Genomic DNA, 23,373 nt, shown 5'->3' with positions numbered 1-23,373 from the left:
GCTATGCCCCGCCCCCGATGCAGGCGATGGCGGCCCCGGCAGCCAGCGTGGCTGCAGCGGCGCCGGCGGAAAGCGCTGCCGATGCGCTGCCCAGCGGCCATGTCGTCAAGTCGCCCATGGTGGGCACCTTCTATCGCTCCTCCGCCCCCGGCGCCAAGCCCTTCGTCGATGTCGGCCAGAGCGTGTCCGAAGGCGAGGCGCTGTGCATCATCGAAGCGATGAAGCTGATGAACGAGATCGAGTCCGACGCCAGCGGCACGATCAAGGCCATCCTGGTCGAAAACGGCCAGCCGGTGGAATACGGCCAGCCGCTGTTCGTCATCGGCTGATCCGCCATGTTCGAGAAGATCCTGATCGCCAACCGCGGAGAGATCGCGCTCCGCGTGCTGCGCGCCTGCCGGGAGCTCGGTATCAAGACCGTCGCGGTCCATTCCGAGGCCGATACCGAGGCCAAGTACGTCAAGCTGGCCGACGAGTCCGTCTGCATCGGCCCGGCGCCCTCCGGCCTGAGCTACCTCAACGTGCCGGCCATCATCTCTGCCGCCGAAGTTACCGACTCCGAGGCCATCCACCCGGGCTACGGCTTCCTCTCCGAGAACGCCGACTTCGCCGAGCGGGTAGAGCAATCCGGCTTCGTCTTCATCGGCCCCCGGCCGGACACCATCCGCCTGATGGGCGACAAGGTTTCCGCCAAGGATGCAATGAAGGCTGCCGGCGTGCCCTGCGTACCTGGCTCCGACGGTGCCCTGCCGGACGATCCGAAGGAGATCGTCAAGATCGCCCGCGGCATCGGCTATCCGGTGATCATCAAGGCCGCCGGTGGCGGTGGCGGCCGCGGCATGCGGGTTGTACACACCGAGGCGGCGTTGATCAACGCGGTGACCACCACCCGCTCCGAGGCCGGCGCGGCCTTCGGAAACCCGACCGTCTACATGGAAAAATTCCTGGAGAATCCACGTCACGTGGAGATCCAGGTGATGGCGGACCAGCACGGCAACGCGGTCTACCTGGGCGAGCGCGACTGCTCCATGCAGCGCCGGCACCAGAAGGTGATCGAAGAAGCACCGGCGCCTGGCATAGACCGCAAGCTGATCGCGAAGATCGGCGAACGCTGCGCCGAAGCCTGCCGCAAGATCGGCTACCGCGGCGCAGGCACTTTCGAGTTCCTGTACGAGAACGGCGAGTTCTACTTCATCGAGATGAACACCCGGGTGCAGGTCGAGCACCCGGTCACCGAGATGATCACCGGCATCGACATCGTGCAGACGCAGATCCGCGTCGCCGCAGGCGAAAAGCTCTGGTTCAAGCAGCGCGACCTCGAGTTCCGCGGCCATGCGATCGAGTGCCGGGTGAACGCCGAAGACCCGTTCAAGTTCACTCCCTCCCCCGGCAAGATCACCAACTGGCATACGCCGGGCGGCCCGGGCGTGCGGGTGGACTCGCATGTGTACAACGGCTACACCGTGCCGCCGCACTATGATTCCATGATCGGCAAGCTGATCACCTACGGCGACACCCGCGAGCAAGCCATCCGCCGCATGCGGATCGCGCTGTCGGAAATGGCGGTCGGCGGCATCAAGACCAACATTCCGCTGCACCAGGAATTGATGCTGGACGCCCGCTTCATCGAGGGCGGCACCAGTATCCATTACCTGGAGCACAAGCTCGCCGACCGCAACGAAGTCAAGAAGAGCTGACCTGGCACCATGTGGATCTCGGTAACCCTGCAGGCGGAAGCCGCCAAGGCCGAAGCCCTCTCCGACGCCTTGATGGAGGCCGGCGCGCTGTCGGTTTCCATCGAGGATGCGGACGCGGGAACCGAGGCCGAGAAACCTCAGTTCGGCGAGCCCGGACATCTGCCCACCGCGCTGTGGGACCACAGCCGCGTCATCGCGCTGCTGGATGCGGATGCCGATCTGCCCGCTCTGCTGGCGGCGGCCTCGACCGCCACCGGGCTGGCCAGCGTGCCGCCCTATACCACCGAGACCGTGGCCGAGCAGAACTGGGTGCAACTCACCCAGAGCCAGTTCGAACCGATACGGATCACCGACCGGATGTGGATCGTGCCGTCCTGGCATGAGGCCCCCGATAGCGATGCGATCAATATCGAACTGGACCCCGGCATGGCCTTCGGCACCGGCTCCCACCCCACCACCCGTTTGTGCCTGGAGTGGCTGTGCGACGCGGTGCAGCCCGGCCAGACCGTGCTGGACTATGGCTGCGGCTCCGGCATTCTCGGCATCGCCGCCGCCCGGCTGGGCGCGGCCGATGTACTCGGCATCGACATCGACGATAAGGCCATCGAGGCGGCGGCGGATAACGCCAGCCGCAACCAGGTGACGATGCGCCTGCAGCACTCCCGCCAGCCGCTGGATACCGCCTTCGATATCGTCGTCGCCAATATCCTCACCAATCCGCTGTGCGTGCTCGCGCCGGCGATCGCGGCCCACGTGGCGCCGGGCGGGCGGGTTGCCCTCTCCGGTGTGCTGGAACCTCAGGCCGGCCAGGTCATCGCCGCCTGGGCGCCCTACATTGCGCTGAAAGTCGGCGCCAGCCTGGACGGCTGGGTCCGCCTGGAAGGACAGCGGTAAGGGCCGGCCGACCATGATGCTCACGCGCTGCCCGGCCTGCCAGACGGTGTTCCGGCTGCGCCCGGAGCAGGTGCAGGCGCGGCGAGGCGAAGTCCGCTGCGGCCATTGCTTCAACCCTTTCAACGCCCTCGCCCATCGTATCGGCGATAGCGCCGAAACACCGTCAGACGTAGCGGCAGAAGTGAAGGTCGAAGGCACGGCTCCCGAAACGCCCCCGCCGACGCCGCTCTCTGCGCCGGCCGAGACCTCGTTCAACGATCTGGATTTCGAGGTTCCGGAGTCTCTGCTGCCAGAGCGCCAGGAGCCGGTGTGGACGCAGGCCGCGCCACGCCATGAGGAGGAGCCATCCTTCGCCCCCTGGCAACCCGCCATGCCGGCTCCTGACGCCCCGCCGGCCCACACGCGGACGAATCAGCCCGAGGCCTTGCGCCTGGAGCCGGTGGACCTTCCTGCCGAACCACAGGAGGAGCCGCCAGCCTTCCGGGGCCCCGTGCCCAATCAAGCGCCGCCTTTTCCCCCTCTCCAGGATTTCATCGAGCCGACCTTCGGAGAGGCCGCGCCTGCCCTGCCAGCAGAATCCTCAGCGGCGCTACCGCCGGCGGCGCCGGAAGTCATCCGTAGCGAACGCCGCCCCTACCCCGGGCGCCGCAACGCCCCGCGCGCCGAGCCCGGCGAAGCCGCTCCGGCGGAAACGCCTGAGGACAGAACGCCAGCCGCTGGGGCAGACGACGAGCCCCTGCTGGAGCAAGCGGAAGCCGAGCACGGCGCCCCCGCGGACTCTGGCCCGGACCTCGACCGCCTGGACAAGGCCTACGGCCCGGCCCCCGGCAGCCAACGGGTGCAGCGCACGGTGCTCAGCTTCCTCTCCAGCGCGCTGGCGATAGGGCTCGCCGCCCAGGCGATCTACATTTTCCGCCTCGACATCGCCCGCGAACTGCCGGGCCTGCGCCCTCTGCTGGTCGCCGCCTGCCAGCACCTGGAATGCGCCATGCCGCTGCCCCAGGCCGCCGACAAGCTCAACATCAACGCCGAACTTCAGTCCGAACCCGGCCGCCCGGGGCGCTACATCCTCTATGCCACGGTGAAGAACCACGCGGCTTACACCCAGGCATGGCCGCACCTGGAGCTCACCTTGACCGACGCCGCCGACAACCCCATGGTCCGGCGGGTGCTGGCCCCCGAAGAATGGGCGCCGCCGGAGCGCCTGCCCAGCGGCCTCCCCGGCCGGGGCGACATCAGCCTGCGCCTGCCCTTTGACGCCCCCGGCTTGGTTCCTACCGGCTACCGGGTCTATCTCTTCTACCCCTGAGCGAGGCCGGCCCTTTCTCTCCCCGACGCGTGAGCCCTCCAGCGTCAAGCCGCCGTAATCACCAGGGCCGATACTGCACGGCCCACGCCCTACCCCCGACAGAACACACTCAATGGACCCTCACGCCCCCCTCCCGCCAGAAAGCCCCTTCAAGGGAAAAACGGGAATCAAGCGGATCTGGAACGCCTTCCATTACTCCCTCGCCGGACTGCGCGCCGCCCTGCGGCATGAAGACGCGTTCCGCCAGGAATGCCTGCTGGCAGCGATACTGATTCCCCTCGCCTTCTTCATGCCCACCGACGGCACCGGCAAGGCGCTGCTGATCGGCAGCACGCTGCTGATGCTGATCGTGGAGTTGCTGAACTCTGCGGTGGAGGCGACGGTGGACCGGGTGTCGCTGGAGCGTCACCAATTGGCCAAACGGGCAAAAGACATCGGCAGCGCTGCTGTGCTGCTGGCGCTGCTCAATCTGACACTGGTGTGGGGACTGGTCCTGTTCGGCTGAGACCAGGGACCGGACGGGTCGAGGAGCCCCGCGGAAAAACACTGCGGCCGGACAACCATGCCCGGCCGCAGCGGCAGCTTCAGCGGGTGACCCGCGTGGTACCGGCGTCACGCAGGATGCGCACCCGCTCGCCGGGGCGGAACTGCTCGCCGCCATCCTCCTGCACCACCGCGAGGTACTGGCCGCTTTCCAGCTGCACCGTCACCTCGACGCCCTGGGTGCGCGTCACGCCTTCCTCGATGGCCGAGCCGGCCAGACCGCCGGCTACCGCACCCAGCACCGCACCGATGGCCGAGCCGCGGTTGCCGCCCACCGAGCTGCCAGCGATACCGCCAACCGCCGCGCCAGCGACAGTGCCCACCGGCGTCTTGGTGCCTTCCAGCTGCACCATGCGCACCGACTCGATGGTGCCGAACTGCACCACCATCGTCCGCCGCGCCTCGCCGCGCGAATAGGTTCCGCCCCCCAGGCCGGAAGCGCAGCCCGAGAGCGTCAGCACTGCGATCAAGGCGCCCAGCAAGGCGCGGCTCCTGAGGGATTTCCCGACTACCATGGCAATTCTCCGAAGGCCGAGCGGTAACGCTCGGCAATGTCTTCCCGCGAGGGACGATGGTTCTGCGGCCCGCGGCTGGCGATCTTGATCGCCCCCATCACCGCTGCCAGGCGACCCGTCCGCGTCCAGTCCCAACCTTGAGCCAGCCCGTAGAGCAGACCAGCGCGGTAGGCGTCACCGCAGCCGGTGGGGTCGGCAATCGCATCCGCCTTCACCGCCGGGATCTGGATGCATTCGCCGTCCACGTAGATCTGCGAACCGTCGCCACCCAAGGTCACCACCAGCGCTTTCACCTCCGCGGCCATCTCGGCGATGGAGCGACCGGTCTTCTCGCTCATCAGGCGGGCTTCGTAATCGTTGACCGTGCAGTACCGGGCCAGTTTCAGGCAGCGCAGCAGCTGCTCGCCGCTGAGAATGGGCAGGGCCTGACCCGGGTCGAAGACGAAGGGCACACCACCGGCAGCAAAGCCCTCGACATGGGCCAGCATGCCCTCCGGTCCGTCGGGCGAGACGATGCCCAGGCTAGCGCCGGGAATATCAGCCACCTGGTTGAGTTGGGAATGCATCATCGCGCCCGGGTGAAAGGCGGTGATCTGGTTGTCGTCCAGATCGGTAGTGATGAAGGCCTGGGCGGTGAAGCTGCCCTCCACCTGGCGCACGTGGTTGCGCCGCAGGCCAAGCTCGTCCAGGTGCTTGAAGTAGGGAGCGGCATCGTCGCCCACCGTCGCCACGATCAGCGGATCGGCGCCGAGCAGGCGGAGGTTGTAGGCGATGTTGCCGGCGCAGCCGCCAAACTCCCGTCGCATCTCCGGCACCAGGAAGGAGAGGTTCAGGATGTGGATCTGCTCGGGCAGGATGTGGTTCTTGAAGCGATCATGGAAAACCATGATCGAGTCATAAGCCATCGAGCCGCAGACGAGGATGGACATGTCGGACCTTGCTGAGGTGAAGATCCGGCATTATAGGCGGCGGCCGGAAAACGGCGCTTGCCGCGCGGCCCGCGCCTTCAGGCCGTCGCCACCCGCCCACCAGCCGCCGTCCTGCCCTCGTGGGCGTCCACTTCGCCCTCAAGCAGGCTCGCCAGGCGGCCGCTCACCGCAGCCCAATCGGCATCCATCACGCTGGCCCGGGCGGCCCTCGCCATCTCCTGGCAGGCATGCCGGTCCAGCCCCAGGCGGCAGACGGCAGCGATGAAGGCGCCCTCGTCCTCCGGCGCGGCCAGCCAGCCGTTTACGCCATTGCGTACTCGCTCCCCGGCGGCGGCATAATCGAAGCCGACCACCGGCAGCCCACTGGCGAGCGCCTCGGTGGTGACGTTGCCGAAGGTCTCGGTGAGGCTGGGGAAGAGGAAGAGGTCAGCGCTGGCGTAATGGGCGGCGAGATCCGCACCGCTGCGCATGCCGGCAAAGATGGCATCCGGCTCTGCACGCGCCAGTTCCGCCCTCGATGGACCATCGCCAACGATGAGCAGGCGCACGTCGGGCTGCCGTACCCGGAGTGCGGCATAGGCCCGCAATGCCAGCCCGAGGTTCTTTTCCGGCGCCACCCGGCCCACCACTGCCAGCACCAGCGTGTCAGGCCTCGCACCCCAGCTGCGCCTCAGGGCCTCGTCGCGTCGCGCCGGAGTGAACAAACCGGTATCCACGCCCCGCGCCACCACCTCCACCCTGCGGATGCCGCCCGCTCTCAGTTCCTCGGCCAGCGTCGGCGTGGGCGCCAGGCACAAGCAGCCCTTGTTGTGGAAGCGCCGCAGATAGGCAGCCACCGGCTGCTTCAGCCAGCCAATGCCGTAGTACCGGCTGTAGGTATGGAAATTGGTGTGGAACTCGGTCACCACCGGCAGCCGCAGCTTGCGCGCGGCGGCCACCGCGGACCAGCCCAGGGGGCCTTCCGTCACGACCTGCACCACGTCCGGCCGGCGCAAGGACCACATGCGGGTCAGGGCGCTCCGTGCCGGCAACCCCATCCTCAGGTGGTTATAGCGCGGAATCGGCAGCCCCCGCGCCAGCACCTCTTCGAAGCTCTCCCCCACAGCGGCCCTGTCCTCTGCGCCCTGGCGCGGCCGGATGAGCTGCACCCGGTGCCCCAGGGCAAGGAGGCCGTCGACCAGCCGGCCGGTGGTCATCGCCACGCCGTTGACCTCCGGCGGATAGGTCTCGGTGACCACTGCGACGCGCAGTTGCCTCGCGGCGCTGGAGAGGTGCTGCAGGGAGAGCGGATCGTCCATGCGTCGCAGCCTGAACGCCAGGGGCGACAGCACCATGACGGCGCAGTGACGTTTCGGTGACGTCCGCACGCGCCGGCAGCGTCACATCGGCGTAACCACCGCGTCACTGCGGCGCAATGCACGCTTTCGAAAATGCCGGCACCCACAGAGGCAAAGGAACCTCGCCATGCTGCAGAAGAGCCAGTCAATCGCGCAACGCCCCGGACGCAATCTGCACGTCGGGATCGCTACCTGCGAGACCGAGATACTGGAAGCCCAGAAGCTGCGCTACCGGGTATTCGGCGAAGAGATGGGCGCCCGCCTGCCCAGCCGCACACCGGGCGTGGATCGCGACATCTACGATCCCTACTGCGACCACCTGATCGTGCGCGATGAAGACGCCGGCCGCATCGTCGGCACCTATCGCATCCTGCCGCCGGCCGCCGCGCGCAAGGTCGGCGGCTACTACTCAGAGAACGAGTTCGACCTCACCCGCCTGCAACACCTACGCCCGCAGCTGGTGGAAATCGGCCGCTCCTGCATAGACGCCGACTACCGCAGCGGCGCGGTCATCACCCTGCTGTGGGCCGGCCTCGCCCGCTACATGCGCGAGAACGGCTACACCTACCTCATCGGCTGCGCCTCGGTGAGCATGGCAGACGGCGGGCATGCCGCGGCCAGCTTGTATAATCGGCTGCAGGACGCGCACCTCTCGCCGCTCGAGTACCGCGTCTTTCCCCGCTGCCCCCTGCCGCTGGCCTCGCTGCGCGCTGACCTGCCAACTGATGCGCCGCCGCTGATCAAGGGTTACCTGCGCGCCGGCGCCTGGGTTTGCGGCGAGCCTGCCTGGGATCCGGACTTCAACACTGCCGACCTGCCCATCCTGCTGCCAATGGCCCAACTGGACGGCCGCTACGCCAAACACTTCATGGGACGCCAGGACTGAATACCGCGCCGACTGCCTCCTCCTCCCGCCGGCCATCCTCCTCCAACACCAGCCCTGCCCTGCTGCGCGGCTGGCGCAGCCTGTGCCTCGGCCTGCACATCCTCCAGGGCGCGCTCACGATCGCGCTGCGCTATCGCTTCTGCACCGAGAGGCAGCAGGACAGGCTACGGCAGCGCTGGTCGCGGCGCCTGCTGAAAATCCTGGGAATCAAGCTCAGCCATGACGGGCTGCCACAGCCGGGCGCGCTGCTGGTGGCCAACCATGTTTCTTGGCTGGACATCTACGTCATCAACGCCGTTGCGCCCAGCGCCTTCGTCTCCAAGGCAGAAGTGCGCGGCTGGCCGTTGATCGGCTGGCTGGCGGCACGCAACAGCACCATCTTCCTGCGACGCGGCAGTCGCGGGCATGCCCGCATCGTGAACCAGGAGATAGACCATGTGCTCGGCATGGGCCGCAACGTCGCGGTATTTCCGGAAGGAACGACGACCGATGGCAGCCAGGTGCTCCATTTCCACGCTGCGCTGCTGCAGCCGGCGGTCTCCGCCGGGCGGCCGGTACAAGCACTCGCGATTTCCTACCTCGACGGCGAGGGGCGCCGCACCGCGGCGCCGGCCTACGATGGCGATCTCAGCCTGGGGGCCTGCCTGGCCAACATCCTCGCCCACCGCCGCCTCACCGCGCATCTATGCGCGGCCGCGCCGATGGAGACCGCAACACGCAACCGCCGGGACCTGGCCGAAACGGCGCGAGCCGACATCATCCGGATGGCGGCGTTGAACGACCCGCTCGCCACAGCATCCGCTGCCGCGGCAGAAGCGCCCGAGGCAAGCGCCGCCGCTCAGCCCTGAACCTGGAAGACCTCGCCGTCCTCCAACCGGACCGCGGTCAGCTTGCCCCCCCAGACACAGCCTGAATCCAGCGCGATCACGCCGTCGCCGCGATAGAAACCCAGCGCCGACCAGTGCCCGCAGACGACCGTATGGGTGCGGGACAGCCGCCCTGGCGCCCGGAACCAGGGCACCGCCCCAGGGGGCGCCTTGTCCGGCGGTCCCTTGGCGCGCAGCGTCATCTCGCCCTCCGGGGAGCAGAAGCGCATGCGGGTGAGCGCATTGACGACCACCCGGAGGCGATCCCAGCCCTTGAGATTCTCCCGCCAGCCATCCGGCTGGTTCCCCGGCAGGCTCTGCAGCAACTTGAGCCTCTCGGGCCCCCGCAGAGCCTGGCCTACCTCTTCTGCCAGTGCCAGCGCCCGGGCCACGGTCCAGCCGGGCAGGAGACCCGCATGCAGCAGCGCGTAGTCGCCCTCCACGTGCATCAGCGGGCAGGATGCCAGCCAGGTCAGCAAGGCGTCGCGATCCGGCGCCTCCAGCACCTGGAACAAGGTGTCGTCCTTCTCCCGGCGTGCATAGCCGGCCGCGACCATCAGCAAGTAAAGGTCATGGTTGCCGAGGACGACGGTGGCGGCAGGCCCCAGGCCGCGGAGGAAACGCAGCACCTGTAGGGAGTCGGGACCGCGATTCACCAGATCTCCCACCACCCACAGGCGATCACGCACGGGGTCGAAGGCGCAACGCTCGAGCAGGGCCAGCAAGGGCTGGTGGCAGCCCTGGATGTCACCAATCGCGTAAGTCGCCATGCCTCAGCTCACCCGCTTCATCCGCCCGGCTTCGGAATTGGCAATCACCTTCAAGCTCGGCCGGCCTCCGCCGCTGGGGACATATTCCGGAATCCATGCCTTCAGAGCTTGCCGGACCCCTTCATCCGGAACCGGCACCTCCTGCGCCAGCCAGGCCAGCAGGTCTGCGAGGAAACGCTCCTGCACCGCCCGCGACCGGGCAATGCGCAGCTTGGGGTGCGGGGTCTCCAGCGTTTCCTCGGCATCGGCGAGCAACTCTTCGTAGAGTTTCTCGCCAGGCCGCAAGCCGGTGAACTCGATGCGGACCTCGCTCTCGCTGTAGCCGGAGAGGCGGATCATGTTGCGCGCCAGGTCCACGATCTTTACCGGCTCGCCCATGTCGAGCACGAAGATCTCGCCGCCGCTGCCCATGGCCGCAGCCTGCAGCACCAGTTGGGCTGCCTCCGGGATGGACATGAAATAGCGGTTGATCTCGGGGTGGGTCACCGTCACCGGGCCGCCGCGGGCAATCTGCTCCTGGAACTTGGGAATCACGCTGCCGGTACTGCCCAGCACGTTGCCGAAGCGCACCATCTGGAAGCGAGTGCTCCCCCCCCGGGCATGGAAGGCCTGGCAGACCATTTCGGCGAGCCGCTTGGTGGCGCCCATGACGTTGGTAGGATTGACCGCCTTGTCGGTGGAGATCAGCACGAAGCGCTCCACCCGATGGCGCGCAGCGCATTCGGCGACCCGACAGGTGCCGAACACGTTATTGCGCACCGCCTGCCAGGCGTTGCCCACCTCCATCAGTGGCACATGCTTGTAGGCGGCGGCATGGAAGACCACCTCCGGAGCATATTGGGCGAACACCTCTTCCAGCCGGGCGGCGTCTTTCACATCCCCGGCCAGCAGCACGATGGAGACATCCTTGCGGTGGGTGGCGAACCACTGCTCCAGCGTGTACAGCGCGAGCTCGCTCGCCTCGAACAACACAAGCTGCCTGGGCTGAAAGCGGGCCAGCTGGCGGCACAACTCGCTGCCGATGGAGCCGCCGGCCCCGGTAACCAGCACGCTACGGCCAGCCAGCATGCCCTGTACATGCTCGGTATCTATCCTCACCGGCTCGCGACCAAGCAGATCCTGGATCTGCACCGGCCGCATCGCAGACAAGGCCACCCTGCCGCTCATGACGTCCTCCAGACCCGGCACGGTGAAAACCTGGGCACCTGCTTGCACTGCAAGGTCTGCCGCGCGCCGGCTGGTCTCACGTGCGGCCGAAGGCAGCGCCAGGATGACGTGCCGCGCCTTCTCCGCCGCCAGCACCTCCGGCAGGGAATCCACCCCGCCCGCGACCCGGTGCCCGCCCAGTTCGCGCCCCCACATGGAGGTATCGTCATCCACCAGCGCCACCACCCGCCAGTCGGCGCTGCGCTCCAACTCCCGGGCCAGCATGGCTCCGCCTCGCCCTGCGCCAACCACCACCACCGGCTTGCCCTGGGCGATCAGCGCACCATAGAGGCGGTGCTCTTTCCACATCCGGTAAGCGGCCCTGCCGCCGGCCATGACGGCAACAAGCAATAGCGGATAAAGCACGACCAGAGAGCGGGGAACCACCGGCGGCTGCCGGTACAGCGCGGTATAGAGCACGACGATGCAGGTCGAAAAGCCGACCGCCGTAAGCACGCGCTTGAGATCGGGAAGGCTGGCAAACACCCACAATCCGCGGTAAAGCCCCGCCCGCCAGCACGCAAACCCATGTACCGGCAACAACACCCCCGCGCCGAGAGCGATCGCCTGCCCATACCCTGCCGGCCACTCGAAATTGAAGCGCAGCAAGAAGCCTCCGATCCAGGCCGCCAATGCCGCGGCCAGATCGAACAGGAACACCAGCGCAATGCGATTTGAACCGCTCAGGGTCATGGGTGGGTGCGGCAGCCGTGCGTTGTGGAAAACGGAAGCCCGGGATTCTAACCCACGCCGGAACAGAACCATTCAGGATGCATGTCTTGAAACATCATCCGGCCGTCCTGCCGCCCGCATCACAATACACAGCCAGCGCGATCAGGGGCGCATAGGCCAACCCCAATCCGGGCACTCCCTCCAGCCGCCCCGTTGTCACCAGCGCCGCAAGCGGAAACAGCCAGAACAGATTGATCACGCCCACTGCCAGCGTAACCGGCAGATGACGGCCATAGCGCCGTGAAGCTGCCTGGTAGGCATGGCTGCGGTGCGCCTCGTAGACCTTTTCGCCACGCAACAGGCGCCGCAGCAGGGTCCAGGTCGCGTCGACGATGAAGACGCCCAGCAGGATCAGCCATGCCCATAGCAGTTGGGGCGCGGCATGGCCTGCGATCAACGCCATCGTCCCCAGCATCGCGCCAAGGAAGCCGCTGCCTGCATCGCCCATGAAGATGCGTGCCGGCGGGAAATTCCACCACAGGAACCCTGCGACGGCTGCGGCCAGCAGCAAGGCCGGCGCAAGCAGCGTGGGCACGTCGACCAGCCAGAACAGGACGGCGCCGCCAAGGCCGACGCAGATGGCCTCCACGCTGGCGATGCCGTCTATGCCGTCCATGAAGTTGTAGAGGTTGGTCAGCCACACGAGGCCGAAGACCATCAGCACGCTGCCCCAGATGCCCAGATCGAGCACCGTCCCGGGCACCTGCAGCCTAGGCGACCCGCCCAGGCAATAGAGCACCCAGGCCGCAGCGGAGAAATGGACCAGCAAGCGCCAGCGCGCGGGAATGTGGCCGTGGTCGTCGAAGAAACCGATGGCGGCGATCAGCCCCCCGGCGCCGAGCATGGCCAGCGCCGGTGCAGGGGCCAGCCTGCCACCCAGATACAGGCATACCAGCGCACCGAGGAAGACCACGACGATGGCGAGTCCACCGCCCCGCGGTGTCGAAACCGTGTGGGAGCTGCGCGCATTCGGTACGTCCAGCAGGCTGCGCGCCAGTGCATAGCGCCGCAGCATCCCGGTCAGACCCAATGCCGCCAGAAAAGCGACCGTCAAGGCGAGGCCGACTTCCCAACTCAACATGTGCAGACGCTCAACCCGGGCTCCCGGTCAACACCCGGCAACACGGCTTCAAGAACGGCTTCAAGCCCGGTAATACTCGCGGTACCAGCGCACGAAGCGCCCCACGCCCTCGCTCACGCTAGTCGCCGGTACGAAGCCGGTCCAGGCGTTGAGTTCGTCGGTGTCGGCATAGGTGGCCGGCACGTCGCCGTCCTGCAGCGGCAGGAAGTTCTTCTCCGCGGTCTTGCCCAGCGTCTGCTCGATGGCCTCGATGAAGCCCATCAACTCCACCGGATTGTTGTTACCGATGTTGAACACACGGTAAGGCGCATTGCTGCGGCCCGGGTCCGGCTGGTCGGCGTTGAAGCCGGCGTCCGGCTCGGCGATGCGATCCAGCGTGCGGATCACACCCTCGACGATGTCGTCGATGTAGGTGAAGTCGCGCTTCATCTTGCCGTGGTTGAAGACGTCTATCGGGCGCCCTTCCAGGATGGCCTTGGTGAACAGGAACAGCGCCATGTCCGGCCGGCCCCAGGGGCCATAGACGGTGAAAAAGCGCAGACCGGTCGTCGGCAGGCCGTAGAGATGGCTGTAGGTGTGCGCCATCAGCTCGTTGGCCTTCTTCGTTGCCGCGTACAGGCTGACCGGATGGTCCACGCTGTCGTGCTCGGAGAAGGGCATCTTGGTGTTGCCGCCATAGACGCTGGAACTGCTGGCATACACCAGGTGCTGCACCTTGCTGTGGCGGCAGCCCTCCAGGATGTTGGTGAAGCCCACCAGGTTGCTGTCGATGTAGGCGTGGGGATTCTGCAGCGAGTAGCGCACCCCGGCCTGGGCGGCGAGGTGGATCACGCGGTCGAATTTCTCGTCGGCGAACAGCTGCTCCATGCCGGCCCGGTCGGCCACGTCCATACGCACGAAACGGAACGCCGGATTCGGCGACAGGCGGGCGAGCCGGCTCTCCTTCAAGCGCGGATCGTAGTAATCGTTCAGGTTGTCCAGGCCGACGACTTCGTCGCCACGGGCAAGCAGACGTTCCGAGGTATGCATGCCGATGAAGCCGGCCGCACCGGTGACGAGAACTTTCATGACCGATTCATCGCAGGAGATTGAAAGCGCGGGATTATCGCACAGTGCCATGACCGGGATGCCACCGCGCCCCTGCCTTCCAGCCCTTCCCGCCCACGGCCTGCCGCATGATTCCGACCAGCGGGCGGAGGCAAGCCCGGCCCGGCTGCAAACGTGCCCCGCCAGCCCGCCGCTATACTCTACGCTCGCCTTTCCCGCTGCTGCCGATGTCCGCCCGCCTGCCCTACACCCTGCTCTGGCTCCTCGCCCTCCCCTTCGTGCTGCTCCGCCTGCTGTGGCGGGCGCGCCGACAACCGGATTACCTGAGGCACTGGGGCGAACGCTTCGGCCGCTACGCCGGAAAACCACTGGAAAAGCTGATCTGGGTGCACGCAGTGTCCGTGGGCGAAACCCGCGCGGCAGAACCGCTGCTGCGGGCGCTGCTGGCGCATTGGCCGGACCACGGCGTGCTCCTCACCCAGATGACGCCCACTGGCCGGGAGACGGCGGAAGCGCTGTTCGGCAAGGAGCCGCGGGTGCTGCGCGCCTACCTGCCTTACGACCTGGGCTGGCTGTCGGCGCGCTTCCTGCGCCATTTCCGCCCGCGCTTCGGCGTGATCATGGAGACCGAGCTGTGGCCCAACCTGCTCGCTACCTGCCGGCGGCAGGGCGTGCCGGTGGCACTGGTCAACGCCCGGCTGTCCGAGCTCTCCGCCCGGCGCTACGCCCGCCTGCCCGCACTGAGCGAACTCACGCTGGGGGCGCTGTCCGCGGTGGCGGCACAGACCGAAGACGACGCCCGCCGGCTGAAGGCGCTCGGCGCACCGCAACCAGCCGTCACCGGCAGCATCAAGTTCGACATCACTCCGCCTGTGGCACAGCTGGAACTCGCCCGGCAATTCCGCAGCGGCTTCGACCAGCGCCCGGTGCTGCTGGCCGCCAGCACCCGCGATGGCGAAGAAGCGCTGCTGCTGGAGGCCTTCAAGCAGCACGCCGCCGCCGACGTGCTGCTGGCGCTCGTGCCCCGCCACCCCCAGCGTTTCGACGAGGTCGCCAGGCTGATCCAGTCCCGCGGGCTGAAACTGCAACGCCGCAGCGACAACGCCCCGGTCGCCGCCGACACCCGGGTATGGCTGGGCGACTCGATGGGGGAAATGTTCGCCTATTACGCCGCGGCGGACGTCGCCCTCATCGGCGGCAGCTGGCTACCCTTCGGCGGGCAGAACCCGATCGAGGCCTGCGCGATGGGCACGCCGGTATTGCTCGGCCCGCACACCTACAACTTCCTGCAGGTGGCGGAGCAGGCGATTGCCGCCGGCGCCGCGCTGCGGCAGCCGGATGCGGAGTCAGGGGTAAGGGAAGCACTGGCGCTGCTGGGCGATCCGGATCGCCGCGCTCGCATGGCGCAGGCCGGCGCCCAGTTCTCGCTGGCCCACCGCGGCGCGACTGCGCGCACCGTGGCGGTTCTACAAGCCATGCTGGAACAGGCGGAACTGACCTAGGCGGGAGCCGACCGCCTGCGCGGCATCCGCCCATGCAACGGGGCGGAATATCGGCAAAACTGCGTGGGAAAAACTGCGGCCAGCCAGACTCAGCCGGCCGGGAAACTCACTGCCCCAGCAGCGCGTTGATCGCCTGCACGTCGCCCTCGCCCAATGCGCCGGCGGCGGCTTTCAGGCGGAGTTGGGCGAGCAGCGTGTCGTAGCGCGCACGGGAAAGCTGCTGCAGCGTATCCGCCAGTTGGGTCTGGGCGTTCAGTACATCGATGTTGATGCGCACGCCGACTTCGTAGCCCAGCTTGTTCGCTTCCAGCGCCGAGGTGGAAGACACTCGCGCCGCTTCCAGCGCGCGCACCTGGGCCATGCCGCTGGTAACACCGAGGTAGGACTGGCGGGCGGCAAGCGCGGCGCTGCGGCGCGCGTCTTCCAGGTCGGCATCCGCCTTCACCTTCAGCGCTGCGGCCTCCCTGGCCTGGGAGGAAATGCCGCCGCCCTGGTAGAGCGGCACGGTGAGCTGCAGCCCTATGGTCGTGCCTTCGCTGCGGTCGGTGGAAACCGAGGGGCGGGCGTTGTTGCCGCGGGTGGCGACCAGGTCCACCGTCGGCAGATGGCCGGCACGCGCCCGCTCCACTTCCCGGCCCGCGATCTCGCGGCTCAGCTGCTGCGCCTGTACGCCGAAGCTGTCCTGCTCGGCCGCACGCACCCAGGCAGCAATCTCATCCGGCTGCGGCCGCTGCAGGCCAACGCCGGTGCGCAGTCCGGCCAGCGGCTCCGGCTCGCGGCCGATGACCTGGGCCAGCGTCTGCCGGCGCACGTCCAACTCGTTGCCGGCGGCGATCTCCTGCGCCGAGGCGAGGTCGAAGCGCGACTGCGCTTCATGCACGTCGGTGATGGTGACGGTGCCAACCTCGAAGCTCTTCTTCGCCAGCTCCAGCTGCTCCGCGGCGGCGGTACGCAGCTGGACCACCGAGTCCAGCGTGTCCTGTGCGTTGAGCACGTTGAAATAGGCTTCCGCCACCCGCAGGATCAGATCCTGCCGCGCCTGCCCGAACTGGCTCTCGGCCAGCGCCGTCTGCAACTCGCCCTGCTTGTACTGCACCCAGTTCTGCCAGCGGAACAGCGGCTGGGTGAGCTGCACCGTGTAGCCGTTGCTGTTGTAGTTGCGGCTGACGGAACCGGCGCTGGTGCTGGCCTCGACGTCGTTCCAGGTGGTGTTGGCGGAGGCGCCGATATTGGGCAGCAGGCCGGCACGGCCCTGGATCACCTTCTCCTGCCCGGCCTCGTACTGCGCCCGCGCGGAGGCGAACTTGGCATCATTCGCCACCGCCTCCCGATAGATCTGCATCAGGTCCGCCGCATCTGCGCCGGACGAAAAGAAAGCAGCCAGGCCGATAGCCAGCGCACGTTTCATCGCGGCCTCCGCCTCAGTATTGCGGCATGGAGGGATCGACGCGGGCGGCCCATCCGGCCACGCCGCCGGCAAGGTTGATCACCTTGCCGTAGCCCTGGTGCTCCAGGTACATGCACACCTGCGCACTGCGCCCGCCGTGGTGGCAGATCACCACGGTTTCCCGCTCCGGGTCCAGCTCCGCCATGCGGGCCGGCACCGTGCCCATGGGCATGGGCTCGGAACCGGCGATGTGGCACAGCTGGAATTCCCAGGGCTCACGCACGTCCAGCAGCAAGGGCGGGGTCTTTTCGGGGTTGCCGATCCAGTCGGCGAGTTCGACGGGCGTGATCTGGCGCATGGCGTCCTTCAGAAGCGGAAAGTGTCCTGCGGCGGCGTGTTGCGCAGCATGGGCACCAGGGTTTCGAAAACATCTTCGGTGCGGAAGCGGCCTTCGGCCTCGCAGGTGATGAGGCGCGCCTTCATCACCGGCATGCTGCCGACGAAGGCGAACAGGCGGCCGCCGACCTTGAGCTGTTCCAGCAGCGATTTCGGCACCTCCGGCAGGCCGCCGGAGACGACGATGACGTCGTAGGGCGCCCGGCTGGCCCAGCCCGGCACCGCATCGCCTTCCTCGACGATCACGTTCTCCACGCCATAGCGCGCGAGGTTGTCATGGGCGAAGCGGACCAGCGCCGGCTCGATCTCCACCGTGCGCACCCACTCGGTACGCGCGGCCAGCAGGGCGGCGAAGTAGCCGGAGCCGGCGCCGATCTCCAGCACCGAGTCGGAGCGATGCAGTTGCAGCGCCTGCAGGATCTTGCCTTCGATCACTGGCTTCAGCATGACCTGGCCACAGCCGATGGGGATCTCCACATCGGCGAAGGCCAGGGAACGGGCGGCCGCGGGCACGAATTCCTCGCGCTTTACGGTCATCAGGAGGTCCAGCACATCCGGATCCAGCACCTCCCAGGGGCGGATCTGTTGCTCGACCATGTTGAAGCGCGCTTTCTCGAAATTCATCTTGGGCTCCCGTCGCAGGCTGGTGACACGCTAGTCGATAGCGAATCTGAAGAAAAACCTTCGCATTCTAGCGCAGTCCCCTGCCACCGACGGCCTCCGGCGCATGCTTTCATGCCGTCGCCCCTTCGCGCATCTCGGCCTCGTCGTCCGGCGTCTTGCGCACCCGGTACCAGGCGGCGTACAGCGCCGGCAGGAACAGCATGGTGAGCAGCGTGGCCACCGTCAGCCCGCCCATGATGGCCACCGCCATCGGCCCGAAGAAGGCGCTGCGCGACAGCGGGATCATCGCCAGGATGGCCGCCGCCGCGGTGAGCATGATGGGGCGGAAGCGGCGCACGGTGGATTCGACGATGGAATGCCAGGGCGTATGGCCGGCGGCCATGTCCTGCTGGATCTGGTCCACCAGGATCACCGAGTTGCGCATGATCATGCCCGACAGCGCGATGGTGCCCAGCATGGCGACGAAGCCGAAGGGCTTGTTGAAGGCGAGCAGGAAGGCGGTGACGCCTATCATGCCCAGCGGCGCGGTGAGCACCACCATGGCGGTGCGGGAGAAGCTCTGCAGCTGCAGCATCAGCACCGTGAGCACGGTGAGGATGAACAGCGGCACGCCGGCGGCCACCGAGGAACCGCCCTTGCTGCTCTCCTCCACCGAACCGCCGACGTCTACATGGAAGCCCAGCGGCGTGGCCCTGGCGATTTCGTCGATGCGGGGTTGCAGCTGGGCGACGATCACCGCCGGTTGCACCGTGCCGTAGAGGGTGGCCCGCACCGTCACCGTCGGCACCCGGTTGCGGCGCCAGATCACGCCGTCCTCGAAGCCATACTCCGGCGTCGCCACCTGCGCCAGCGGCACGCTGCGGCCACCAGGCGTTGGAATGGCGAGGTCGGGCAGCAGGCCCAGATGCACCCGCTCGGACTCGGCGCCGCGCAGCACCACCGAGATGGTCTCGGTGCCTTCGCGGTACTGGGTCACCGTGGTGCCCTGCAGCGAGGTCGCCAGCAGGTTGGAGATGTCCTGGCTGGAGATGCCGAGCAGGCGCGCCTTGTCCTGGTCGATGCGCAAGCGCACGGTCTTGGAGGGCTCCTCCCAGTCCAGCTGCACGTTGGAGAGGCGGCTGTCCGCCCGCATCACCGTCGCCACCTGGTGGGCAATCTCGCGCATCTTGTCCACATCGAAGCCGCTCACCCGGTACTGCACCGGGAACCCCACCGGCGGGCCGTTCTCCAGCCGGTTGATCACCGCCTGCACGCCGCCGGGCTGCTCGGCAAAGTGGCGGATCAGCGCGCTGCGCAGTGCCTCGCGCTCGGTCAGGCCGGTAGTGAGGATGACGAACTGGGCGAAGTTGGTCTGCGGCAGTTGCTGATCCAGCGGCAAGTAGAAGCGCGGGCTGCCGGTGCCCAGCCAGGCGACATAGTTCTCGATGCCCTGCTGCTGGTCGAGGAAATGCTCCAGTTGCTTCACCTCCCGGTCGGTCGCCTGGTGGGAGGCGCCTTCGGTGAGGCGCAGGTCCACCAGCAGTTCCGGCCGGGTCGAGTCCGGGAAGAACTGCTGCGGCACGAAGCGGCCGAACACCGCCAGCGAGCCGACGAAGAGCAGCAGCGTCACCACGATGACGATCCAGCGGTGGCCGACGCACCAGTCGACCAGCGAGCGGAAGCGCACGTAGAAGGCGGTGTGGTAGATGGCATGCTCATCGTGCTGGTCGAAGGCATGGGCGGAACGCTCCGCCAGCCGCTGGCCCAGCCGTGGCGAGAAACGCCCTGCCAGCCTGGCGAACCAGGAAGGCTTGCCGCGGTTGGCGGCAAAGTCCGGCAGCAGGTGGTAGCCGAGGTAGGGCACGAACAGCACCGCCGCCACCCAGGACACCAGCAGCGCGATCACCGTCACCTGGAAGATGGAGCGGGTGTATTCGCCGGTGGCCGAGGCGGCGGTGGCGATGGGAAGGAAGCCCGCCGCGGTCACCAGCGTGCCGGAGAGCATGGGCATGGCGGTGGAGGTGTAGGCGAAGCTCGCCGCCTTCACCCGCTCCCAGCCCTGCTCCATCTTGGTGGCCATCATCTCCACCGCGATGATGGCGTCGTCCACCAGCAGGCCAAGGGCGATGATCAGCGCCCCCAGCGAGATCTTGTGCAGGCCGATGTCGAACAAGTGCATGAACAGGAAGGTGATCGCCAGCACCACCGGAATGATGATGAGCACCACGATGCCGGTGCGCAGGCCCAGCGACAGCAGACTCACCGCCATCACGATCACCACCGCTTCGATCAGCACCTTGACGAAGTCGCCCACCGAGGCGCGCACCGCCCGCGGCTGATCCGCCACCCGCTCCAGCTTGATGCCCACCGGCAGCTGCCGGTCCACCCGACTCACCGCCTCGTCCAGGTGATGGCCGAGGGCGACGATGTCGCCACCGTCGCGCATGGAGACGCCGATGCCGAAGGCCTCCTGGCCCATGAAGCGCATGCGCTCGCCCGGCGGATCGGCATAACCGCGCTTCACCTCGGCGACGTCGCCCAGGCGGAAGGCGCGGCCGCGGGCGCGGATCACCGTATCGGCGATCGCCTCCAGGCTGTCGAACTGGCCGCTGGGGCGCAGCCAGATGCGCTCGTCCCGGGTCTCGAAGAAACCGGCGCCGGCCTTGGCGTTCTGCTCCTGCAGCGCGGCGACGATATCGGTCAGCGCCAGGCCGAAGGTCGCCAGCTTGGTGTTGGAGAGCTCGATGAAGACCCGCTGCGGCTCCTCACCGAAAAAACTCACCTTGGCCACGTCCGGCACCCGCAGCAGCTCGCTGCGGATGGCCTCGGCGTGGCGCTTCAGTTCCGCTTGGGAAACGCCCTCGCCCACCAGCGCGAAGATGTTGCCGTAAGTGTCGCCGAACTCGTCATTGAAATACGGCCCCTGCACGCCCTCCGGCAGCGAGCCGCGGATGTCGCCTATCTTCTTGCGCACCTGGTACCACACGTCCGGCATCTGCCTGGGCGGAGTGGAATCCCGCGCCAGGAAGAAGACCTGCGTCACCCCCGGCTTGGAGAAGCTGCGCACGAAATCCAGCTGCGGAATCTCCTGCAGCTTCTTCTCGATCTTGTCGGTGACCTGCAGCTCCATCTCGCGCGCGCTGGCGCCCGGCCACTCCGCCCGCACCACCATCACCTTGAAGGTGAAGGGCGGATCTTCCGACTGCCCCAGCTTGGTGTAGGACGCCAAGCCGATCACCGTCAGCGCGATCAGCAGGAAAAGCACCATGGACGGATGGGACAAGCCCCACTCCGACACATTGAAGCGATGCCGCCGCTCCAGCGGCGCCTTGCCGCCGCTCATCGACGTACATCCAGCGCCACCGGCGCATCTTCCGCCACCGGCCGCACCTGTTGGCCCTCGATCAGCTTGTGCACGCCGACCACCACCACCCGCGCGCCCTGCGGCAGGCCGCCGCCGATCACCACGCCGTCCTCACGGAAACTGGCCACCTCCACCGGCACCCGCCGCACCACGTCGCCCTCGCCCACCAGCCACACCACCTGGCGGCCCTCCACCTGGGTCACCGCCGGCGAGGGCAGCACCATCTGGCCGGCGCCGCCGCGCATGAACGCGACGCTGGCGGTGGAGCCCAGCTTCAGCGCGTCGTCCGCCTGGGGCACGCTCACCCGCAGCGCGTAGGTCCGGGTTGCCGCGTCCGCCGCCGGCGCCACCTCCCGCACCTTGCCGGCGTACCGCCGCTCGGGAGAAATCCAGGATCGCACCTCCACTTCCGCGCCCGGCGCCACCGCGCCCACACGGGACTCGGGCAGGTAGATCTGCACCTCCCGCTCACCCGGCCGCGCCAGCCGCATCACCGCCTGGCCGGCCGCCACCACCTGGCCGGCCTCGGCCGTCACGCTGGTGATCACGCCATCGGCATCCGCCTCCAGCGTGGTGTAGCCGGTCTGGTTGTTCGCAGTAGCGGCTTCCGCGCGTGCCTGGCGCACTCTCGCCTCCGCCGCCTGCAGCGAGGTGCGGCGGCTGTCCAGCGCCGAAGCGCTGATGAAGTTCTGCGCGCGCAGGCCGGTCGCCCGGTCGAACTCCGCCTTCGCCAGCGCCAGGTCGGCCTCCGCCGCTGCCACCTGGGCCGCCGCGGCGCCGGCAGCAAGCCGGGCATCCTGCGGGTCAAGCCGGGCCAGGGGCTGACCACGCTTCACCTGGGCGCCGACATCCACCAGGCGGGCAACGATCTTGCCGCCGATGCGGAAACCCAGGTCCGTCTCATAACGTGCCCGTACGTCGCCGGTATAAACCTCGGCAGCGGCCGTGCCGACAGCACCGTCCAGCGTGCGCACCAGCACCGCCCGCGGCGGCGCCTCCGCCTCCGGTGGCCTGGAACATCCCGCCAGCAGCATCGCCAGGGCCAGCGGCAGCAGCAACGGCCGCAGTCGTTTCATCGTCATCGTGGTTCTCCGTCGGGCTTCTTGCCGGCGCACAGGCCGTGCAGCACCAGATCGATATGGGTTTCCAGGTAACAGTCGGGGTCCACGCCAGCGCCGCACAGGGGCGCGATGGAGTTGCGCCAGGTGGCGAGATGGATCAGCGGAGAAATCAGCAGCGGCGAGATCACACTCAGCTCCACCGGGCGGAACACACCGCTGGCAATGCCCCGCGCCACCGCCGTGCGCAGCAAGGCCACGCCGCGCTGTATCACCGCCTCGTTGTAATAGCGCGCTACCTCGGGGAAATTGGCCGCCTCGGCGAACATCAACTTGGGAATGCCGCCATAGGCGGTGCTGCCGATCTGCTCCCACCAGGCGCGCAGAAAGCCGCGCACCAATCCCACCGGGTCGTCACCGTACTCGTCCAGCAAGGCCTCGCCCGCCTCGATCGCCGGCAGCACGCCCTCTTCGATCGCCGCCTTGAACAAGGCCTCCTTGCTGTCGAAGTAGAGGTAAAGCGTGCCTTTGGAAACCCCGGCCCGCGCCGCGATCTCGTCCAGCCGCGTCGCCGCGAAGCCCTTCTCCACGAACAAGGCCAGCGCGGCCGCCGTCAACTCCTGCGGCCGCGCATCCTTGCGCCGACGCCGCGGCCGGACCTCAGCCCCAGCCTTCGCCGCCGTCGGAAGAGTCTTCCCCGCCTTGCCCGCCACACCATCCCCCTGGCCACGCCATGGATTTAATTACTAACCAGTCAGTAATTAAAAATGAAGCCTAATGGGCAAGGCAAGCGATTTCTTGCGCCCTCTGTGTAGATCATGCACTTGGGCTTATAACAAAGGGGTAAAAGCGCGACTAAATCACGCCCCGAACGACTCGAATAGGATATTGTTTTGGAATTTCCAATCCTGGAACCAGAGTCATGAACACCCTTCAGCCGGCCTCCGGGCTGGCGTGTCTGGCGATGCTGTCGCGGCTGCACGGCGTGGCGGCGGACACGGAGGCGCTCCTCCATCGCCATGGCGCAGCGGACGGCAGTTTTCCCCTCTCCGCCGTGCTGCTCGCCGCCAAGGAACTCGGACTCAAAGCCAAACACGGCCGCTTCCGGCCAGCAGCCCTCACCACCACCCCACTGCCGGCCATCGCCTGCGACCGTAACGGCGGCTTCTTCATCCTCGCCCGCATCGACAGCGGCACCGACGCCCGCAACGATGCCCTCGGCACCGCCCCCGCGCCCGAGCGCCGCGTCCT

At 67.7% G+C, this 23,373-nt stretch carries 22 protein-coding genes; 9 read left to right on the top strand and 13 right to left on the bottom strand.

From position 1 onward, the window contains the following. The 5 genes from accB to GRF61_RS17115 form a co-directional block, all read left to right on the top strand. Positions 1-329, top strand: a 329-nt coding sequence (accB, locus tag GRF61_RS17135; RefSeq protein WP_169151843.1) for an acetyl-CoA carboxylase biotin carboxyl carrier protein, incomplete at its 5' end; no start/stop codon positions are given. 6 nt (positions 330-335) lie between these two features. After that, complete coding sequence (gene accC / locus GRF61_RS17130; RefSeq protein WP_133591797.1) at positions 336-1,697, top strand: acetyl-CoA carboxylase biotin carboxylase subunit; 1,362 nt, start codon at positions 336-338, stop codon at positions 1,695-1,697. A gap of 9 nt (positions 1,698-1,706) precedes the next feature. Further along, complete coding sequence (gene prmA / locus GRF61_RS17125) at positions 1,707-2,591, top strand: 50S ribosomal protein L11 methyltransferase (protein WP_169151842.1); 885 nt, start codon at positions 1,707-1,709, stop codon at positions 2,589-2,591. A gap of 13 nt (positions 2,592-2,604) precedes the next feature. Continuing rightward, entirely contained in the window at positions 2,605-3,900 is a 1,296-nt protein-coding gene (locus tag GRF61_RS17120) for a DUF3426 domain-containing protein (protein ID WP_169151841.1), read from the top strand. A 112-nt stretch (positions 3,901-4,012) separates the two neighbouring features. After that, on the top strand, positions 4,013-4,405 hold the full coding sequence (locus tag GRF61_RS17115; RefSeq protein WP_169151840.1) for a diacylglycerol kinase: 393 nt from the start codon (positions 4,013-4,015) through the stop codon (positions 4,403-4,405). 79 nt (positions 4,406-4,484) lie between these two features. Here the strand turns inward: GRF61_RS17115 and GRF61_RS17110 are convergent, their stop codons facing one another. The 3 genes from GRF61_RS17110 to GRF61_RS17100 all read right to left on the bottom strand — a co-directional run bounded on the left by GRF61_RS17110 (position 4,485) and on the right by GRF61_RS17100 (position 7,185). Next, positions 4,485-4,958 carry a glycine zipper 2TM domain-containing protein gene (locus tag GRF61_RS17110; protein WP_169151839.1) on the bottom strand — a complete coding sequence of 158 codons (474 nt, stop codon included), beginning with the start codon at positions 4,956-4,958 and terminating at the stop codon, positions 4,485-4,487. After that, a complete protein-coding gene (locus GRF61_RS17105) occupies positions 4,952-5,887 on the bottom strand; it encodes a carbohydrate kinase family protein (protein WP_169151838.1) in 936 nt (311 codons plus the stop codon). The genes GRF61_RS17110 and GRF61_RS17105 overlap by 7 nt, the downstream gene beginning before the upstream one ends. Before the next feature lie 77 nt (positions 5,888-5,964). Beyond that, positions 5,965-7,185, bottom strand: a complete 1,221-nt coding sequence (locus GRF61_RS17100; RefSeq protein ID WP_169151837.1) for a glycosyltransferase family 1 protein — start codon at positions 7,183-7,185, stop codon at positions 5,965-5,967. Positions 7,186-7,351: 166 nt separating this feature from the next. Between GRF61_RS17100 and GRF61_RS17095 the strand changes: the two genes are divergently transcribed. Together GRF61_RS17095 and GRF61_RS17090 are read left to right on the top strand one after the other, a co-directional pair. Continuing rightward, positions 7,352-8,110, top strand: a complete 759-nt coding sequence (locus GRF61_RS17095; protein WP_169151836.1) for a GNAT family N-acyltransferase — start codon at positions 7,352-7,354, stop codon at positions 8,108-8,110. 119 nt (positions 8,111-8,229) lie between these two features. After that, a complete protein-coding gene (locus tag GRF61_RS17090) occupies positions 8,230-8,958 on the top strand; it encodes a lysophospholipid acyltransferase family protein (protein WP_348982420.1) in 729 nt (242 codons plus the stop codon). On the opposite strand, the gene GRF61_RS17085 is transcribed toward GRF61_RS17090, so the two are convergent. The 4 genes from GRF61_RS17085 to GRF61_RS17070 form a co-directional block, all read right to left on the bottom strand. Then, positions 8,949-9,746, bottom strand: coding sequence for a symmetrical bis(5'-nucleosyl)-tetraphosphatase (locus tag GRF61_RS17085; RefSeq protein ID WP_169151835.1), 798 nt, complete (start codon positions 9,744-9,746; stop codon positions 8,949-8,951). The genes GRF61_RS17090 and GRF61_RS17085 overlap by 10 nt on opposite strands. A gap of 3 nt (positions 9,747-9,749) precedes the next feature. Next, positions 9,750-11,645 carry a nucleoside-diphosphate sugar epimerase/dehydratase gene (locus tag GRF61_RS17080; protein ID WP_169151834.1) on the bottom strand — a complete coding sequence of 632 codons (1,896 nt, stop codon included), beginning with the start codon at positions 11,643-11,645 and terminating at the stop codon, positions 9,750-9,752. A gap of 94 nt (positions 11,646-11,739) precedes the next feature. Then, positions 11,740-12,765, bottom strand: a complete 1,026-nt coding sequence (locus GRF61_RS17075) for a glycosyltransferase family 4 protein (RefSeq protein ID WP_169151833.1) — start codon at positions 12,763-12,765, stop codon at positions 11,740-11,742. A gap of 60 nt (positions 12,766-12,825) precedes the next feature. Then, entirely contained in the window at positions 12,826-13,833 is a 1,008-nt protein-coding gene (locus GRF61_RS17070; RefSeq protein WP_169151832.1) for an NAD-dependent epimerase, read from the bottom strand. A 206-nt stretch (positions 13,834-14,039) separates the two neighbouring features. Here GRF61_RS17070 and waaA point away from each other — a divergent pair, with 206 nt between their 5' ends. Beyond that, entirely contained in the window at positions 14,040-15,314 is a 1,275-nt protein-coding gene (gene waaA / locus GRF61_RS17065) for a lipid IV(A) 3-deoxy-D-manno-octulosonic acid transferase (protein WP_169151831.1), read from the top strand. A 106-nt stretch (positions 15,315-15,420) separates the two neighbouring features. Here the strand turns inward: waaA and GRF61_RS17060 are convergent, their stop codons facing one another. The 6 genes from GRF61_RS17060 to GRF61_RS17035 form a co-directional block, all read right to left on the bottom strand. Beyond that, on the bottom strand, positions 15,421-16,722 hold the full coding sequence (locus tag GRF61_RS17060) for a TolC family outer membrane protein (protein WP_169151830.1): 1,302 nt from the start codon (positions 16,720-16,722) through the stop codon (positions 15,421-15,423). A gap of 13 nt (positions 16,723-16,735) precedes the next feature. Further along, positions 16,736-17,059: a rhodanese-like domain-containing protein gene (locus tag GRF61_RS17055; RefSeq protein ID WP_133591823.1), complete on the bottom strand. Its 324-nt coding sequence runs from the start codon at positions 17,057-17,059 to the stop codon at positions 16,736-16,738. An 8-nt stretch (positions 17,060-17,067) separates the two neighbouring features. Continuing rightward, on the bottom strand, positions 17,068-17,721 hold the full coding sequence (locus tag GRF61_RS17050) for a protein-L-isoaspartate O-methyltransferase (RefSeq protein ID WP_169151829.1): 654 nt from the start codon (positions 17,719-17,721) through the stop codon (positions 17,068-17,070). A 109-nt stretch (positions 17,722-17,830) separates the two neighbouring features. Then, positions 17,831-21,043: an efflux RND transporter permease subunit gene (locus tag GRF61_RS17045; protein WP_169151828.1), complete on the bottom strand. Its 3,213-nt coding sequence runs from the start codon at positions 21,041-21,043 to the stop codon at positions 17,831-17,833. Continuing rightward, positions 21,040-22,146: an efflux RND transporter periplasmic adaptor subunit gene (locus GRF61_RS17040; RefSeq protein ID WP_248281296.1), complete on the bottom strand. Its 1,107-nt coding sequence runs from the start codon at positions 22,144-22,146 to the stop codon at positions 21,040-21,042. Before GRF61_RS17040 ends, GRF61_RS17045 begins: the two co-directional genes overlap by 4 nt. Beyond that, positions 22,143-22,739, bottom strand: coding sequence for a TetR/AcrR family transcriptional regulator (locus GRF61_RS17035; RefSeq protein ID WP_211166035.1), 597 nt, complete (start codon positions 22,737-22,739; stop codon positions 22,143-22,145). The genes GRF61_RS17040 and GRF61_RS17035 overlap by 4 nt, the downstream gene beginning before the upstream one ends. A 305-nt stretch (positions 22,740-23,044) precedes the next feature. Here GRF61_RS17035 and GRF61_RS17030 point away from each other — a divergent pair. Beyond that, positions 23,045-23,373, top strand: a 329-nt coding sequence (locus GRF61_RS17030; protein ID WP_248281295.1) for a cysteine peptidase family C39 domain-containing protein, incomplete at its 3' end; no start/stop codon positions are given.

It is taken from the genome of Azoarcus sp. TTM-91, assembly GCF_012911025.1.
Lineage (GTDB): Bacteria > Pseudomonadota > Gammaproteobacteria > Burkholderiales > Rhodocyclaceae > Azoarcus.
Note: the sequence above shows the minus strand (reverse complement) of the source record. Positions and strands in the feature narration are given on the sequence as shown.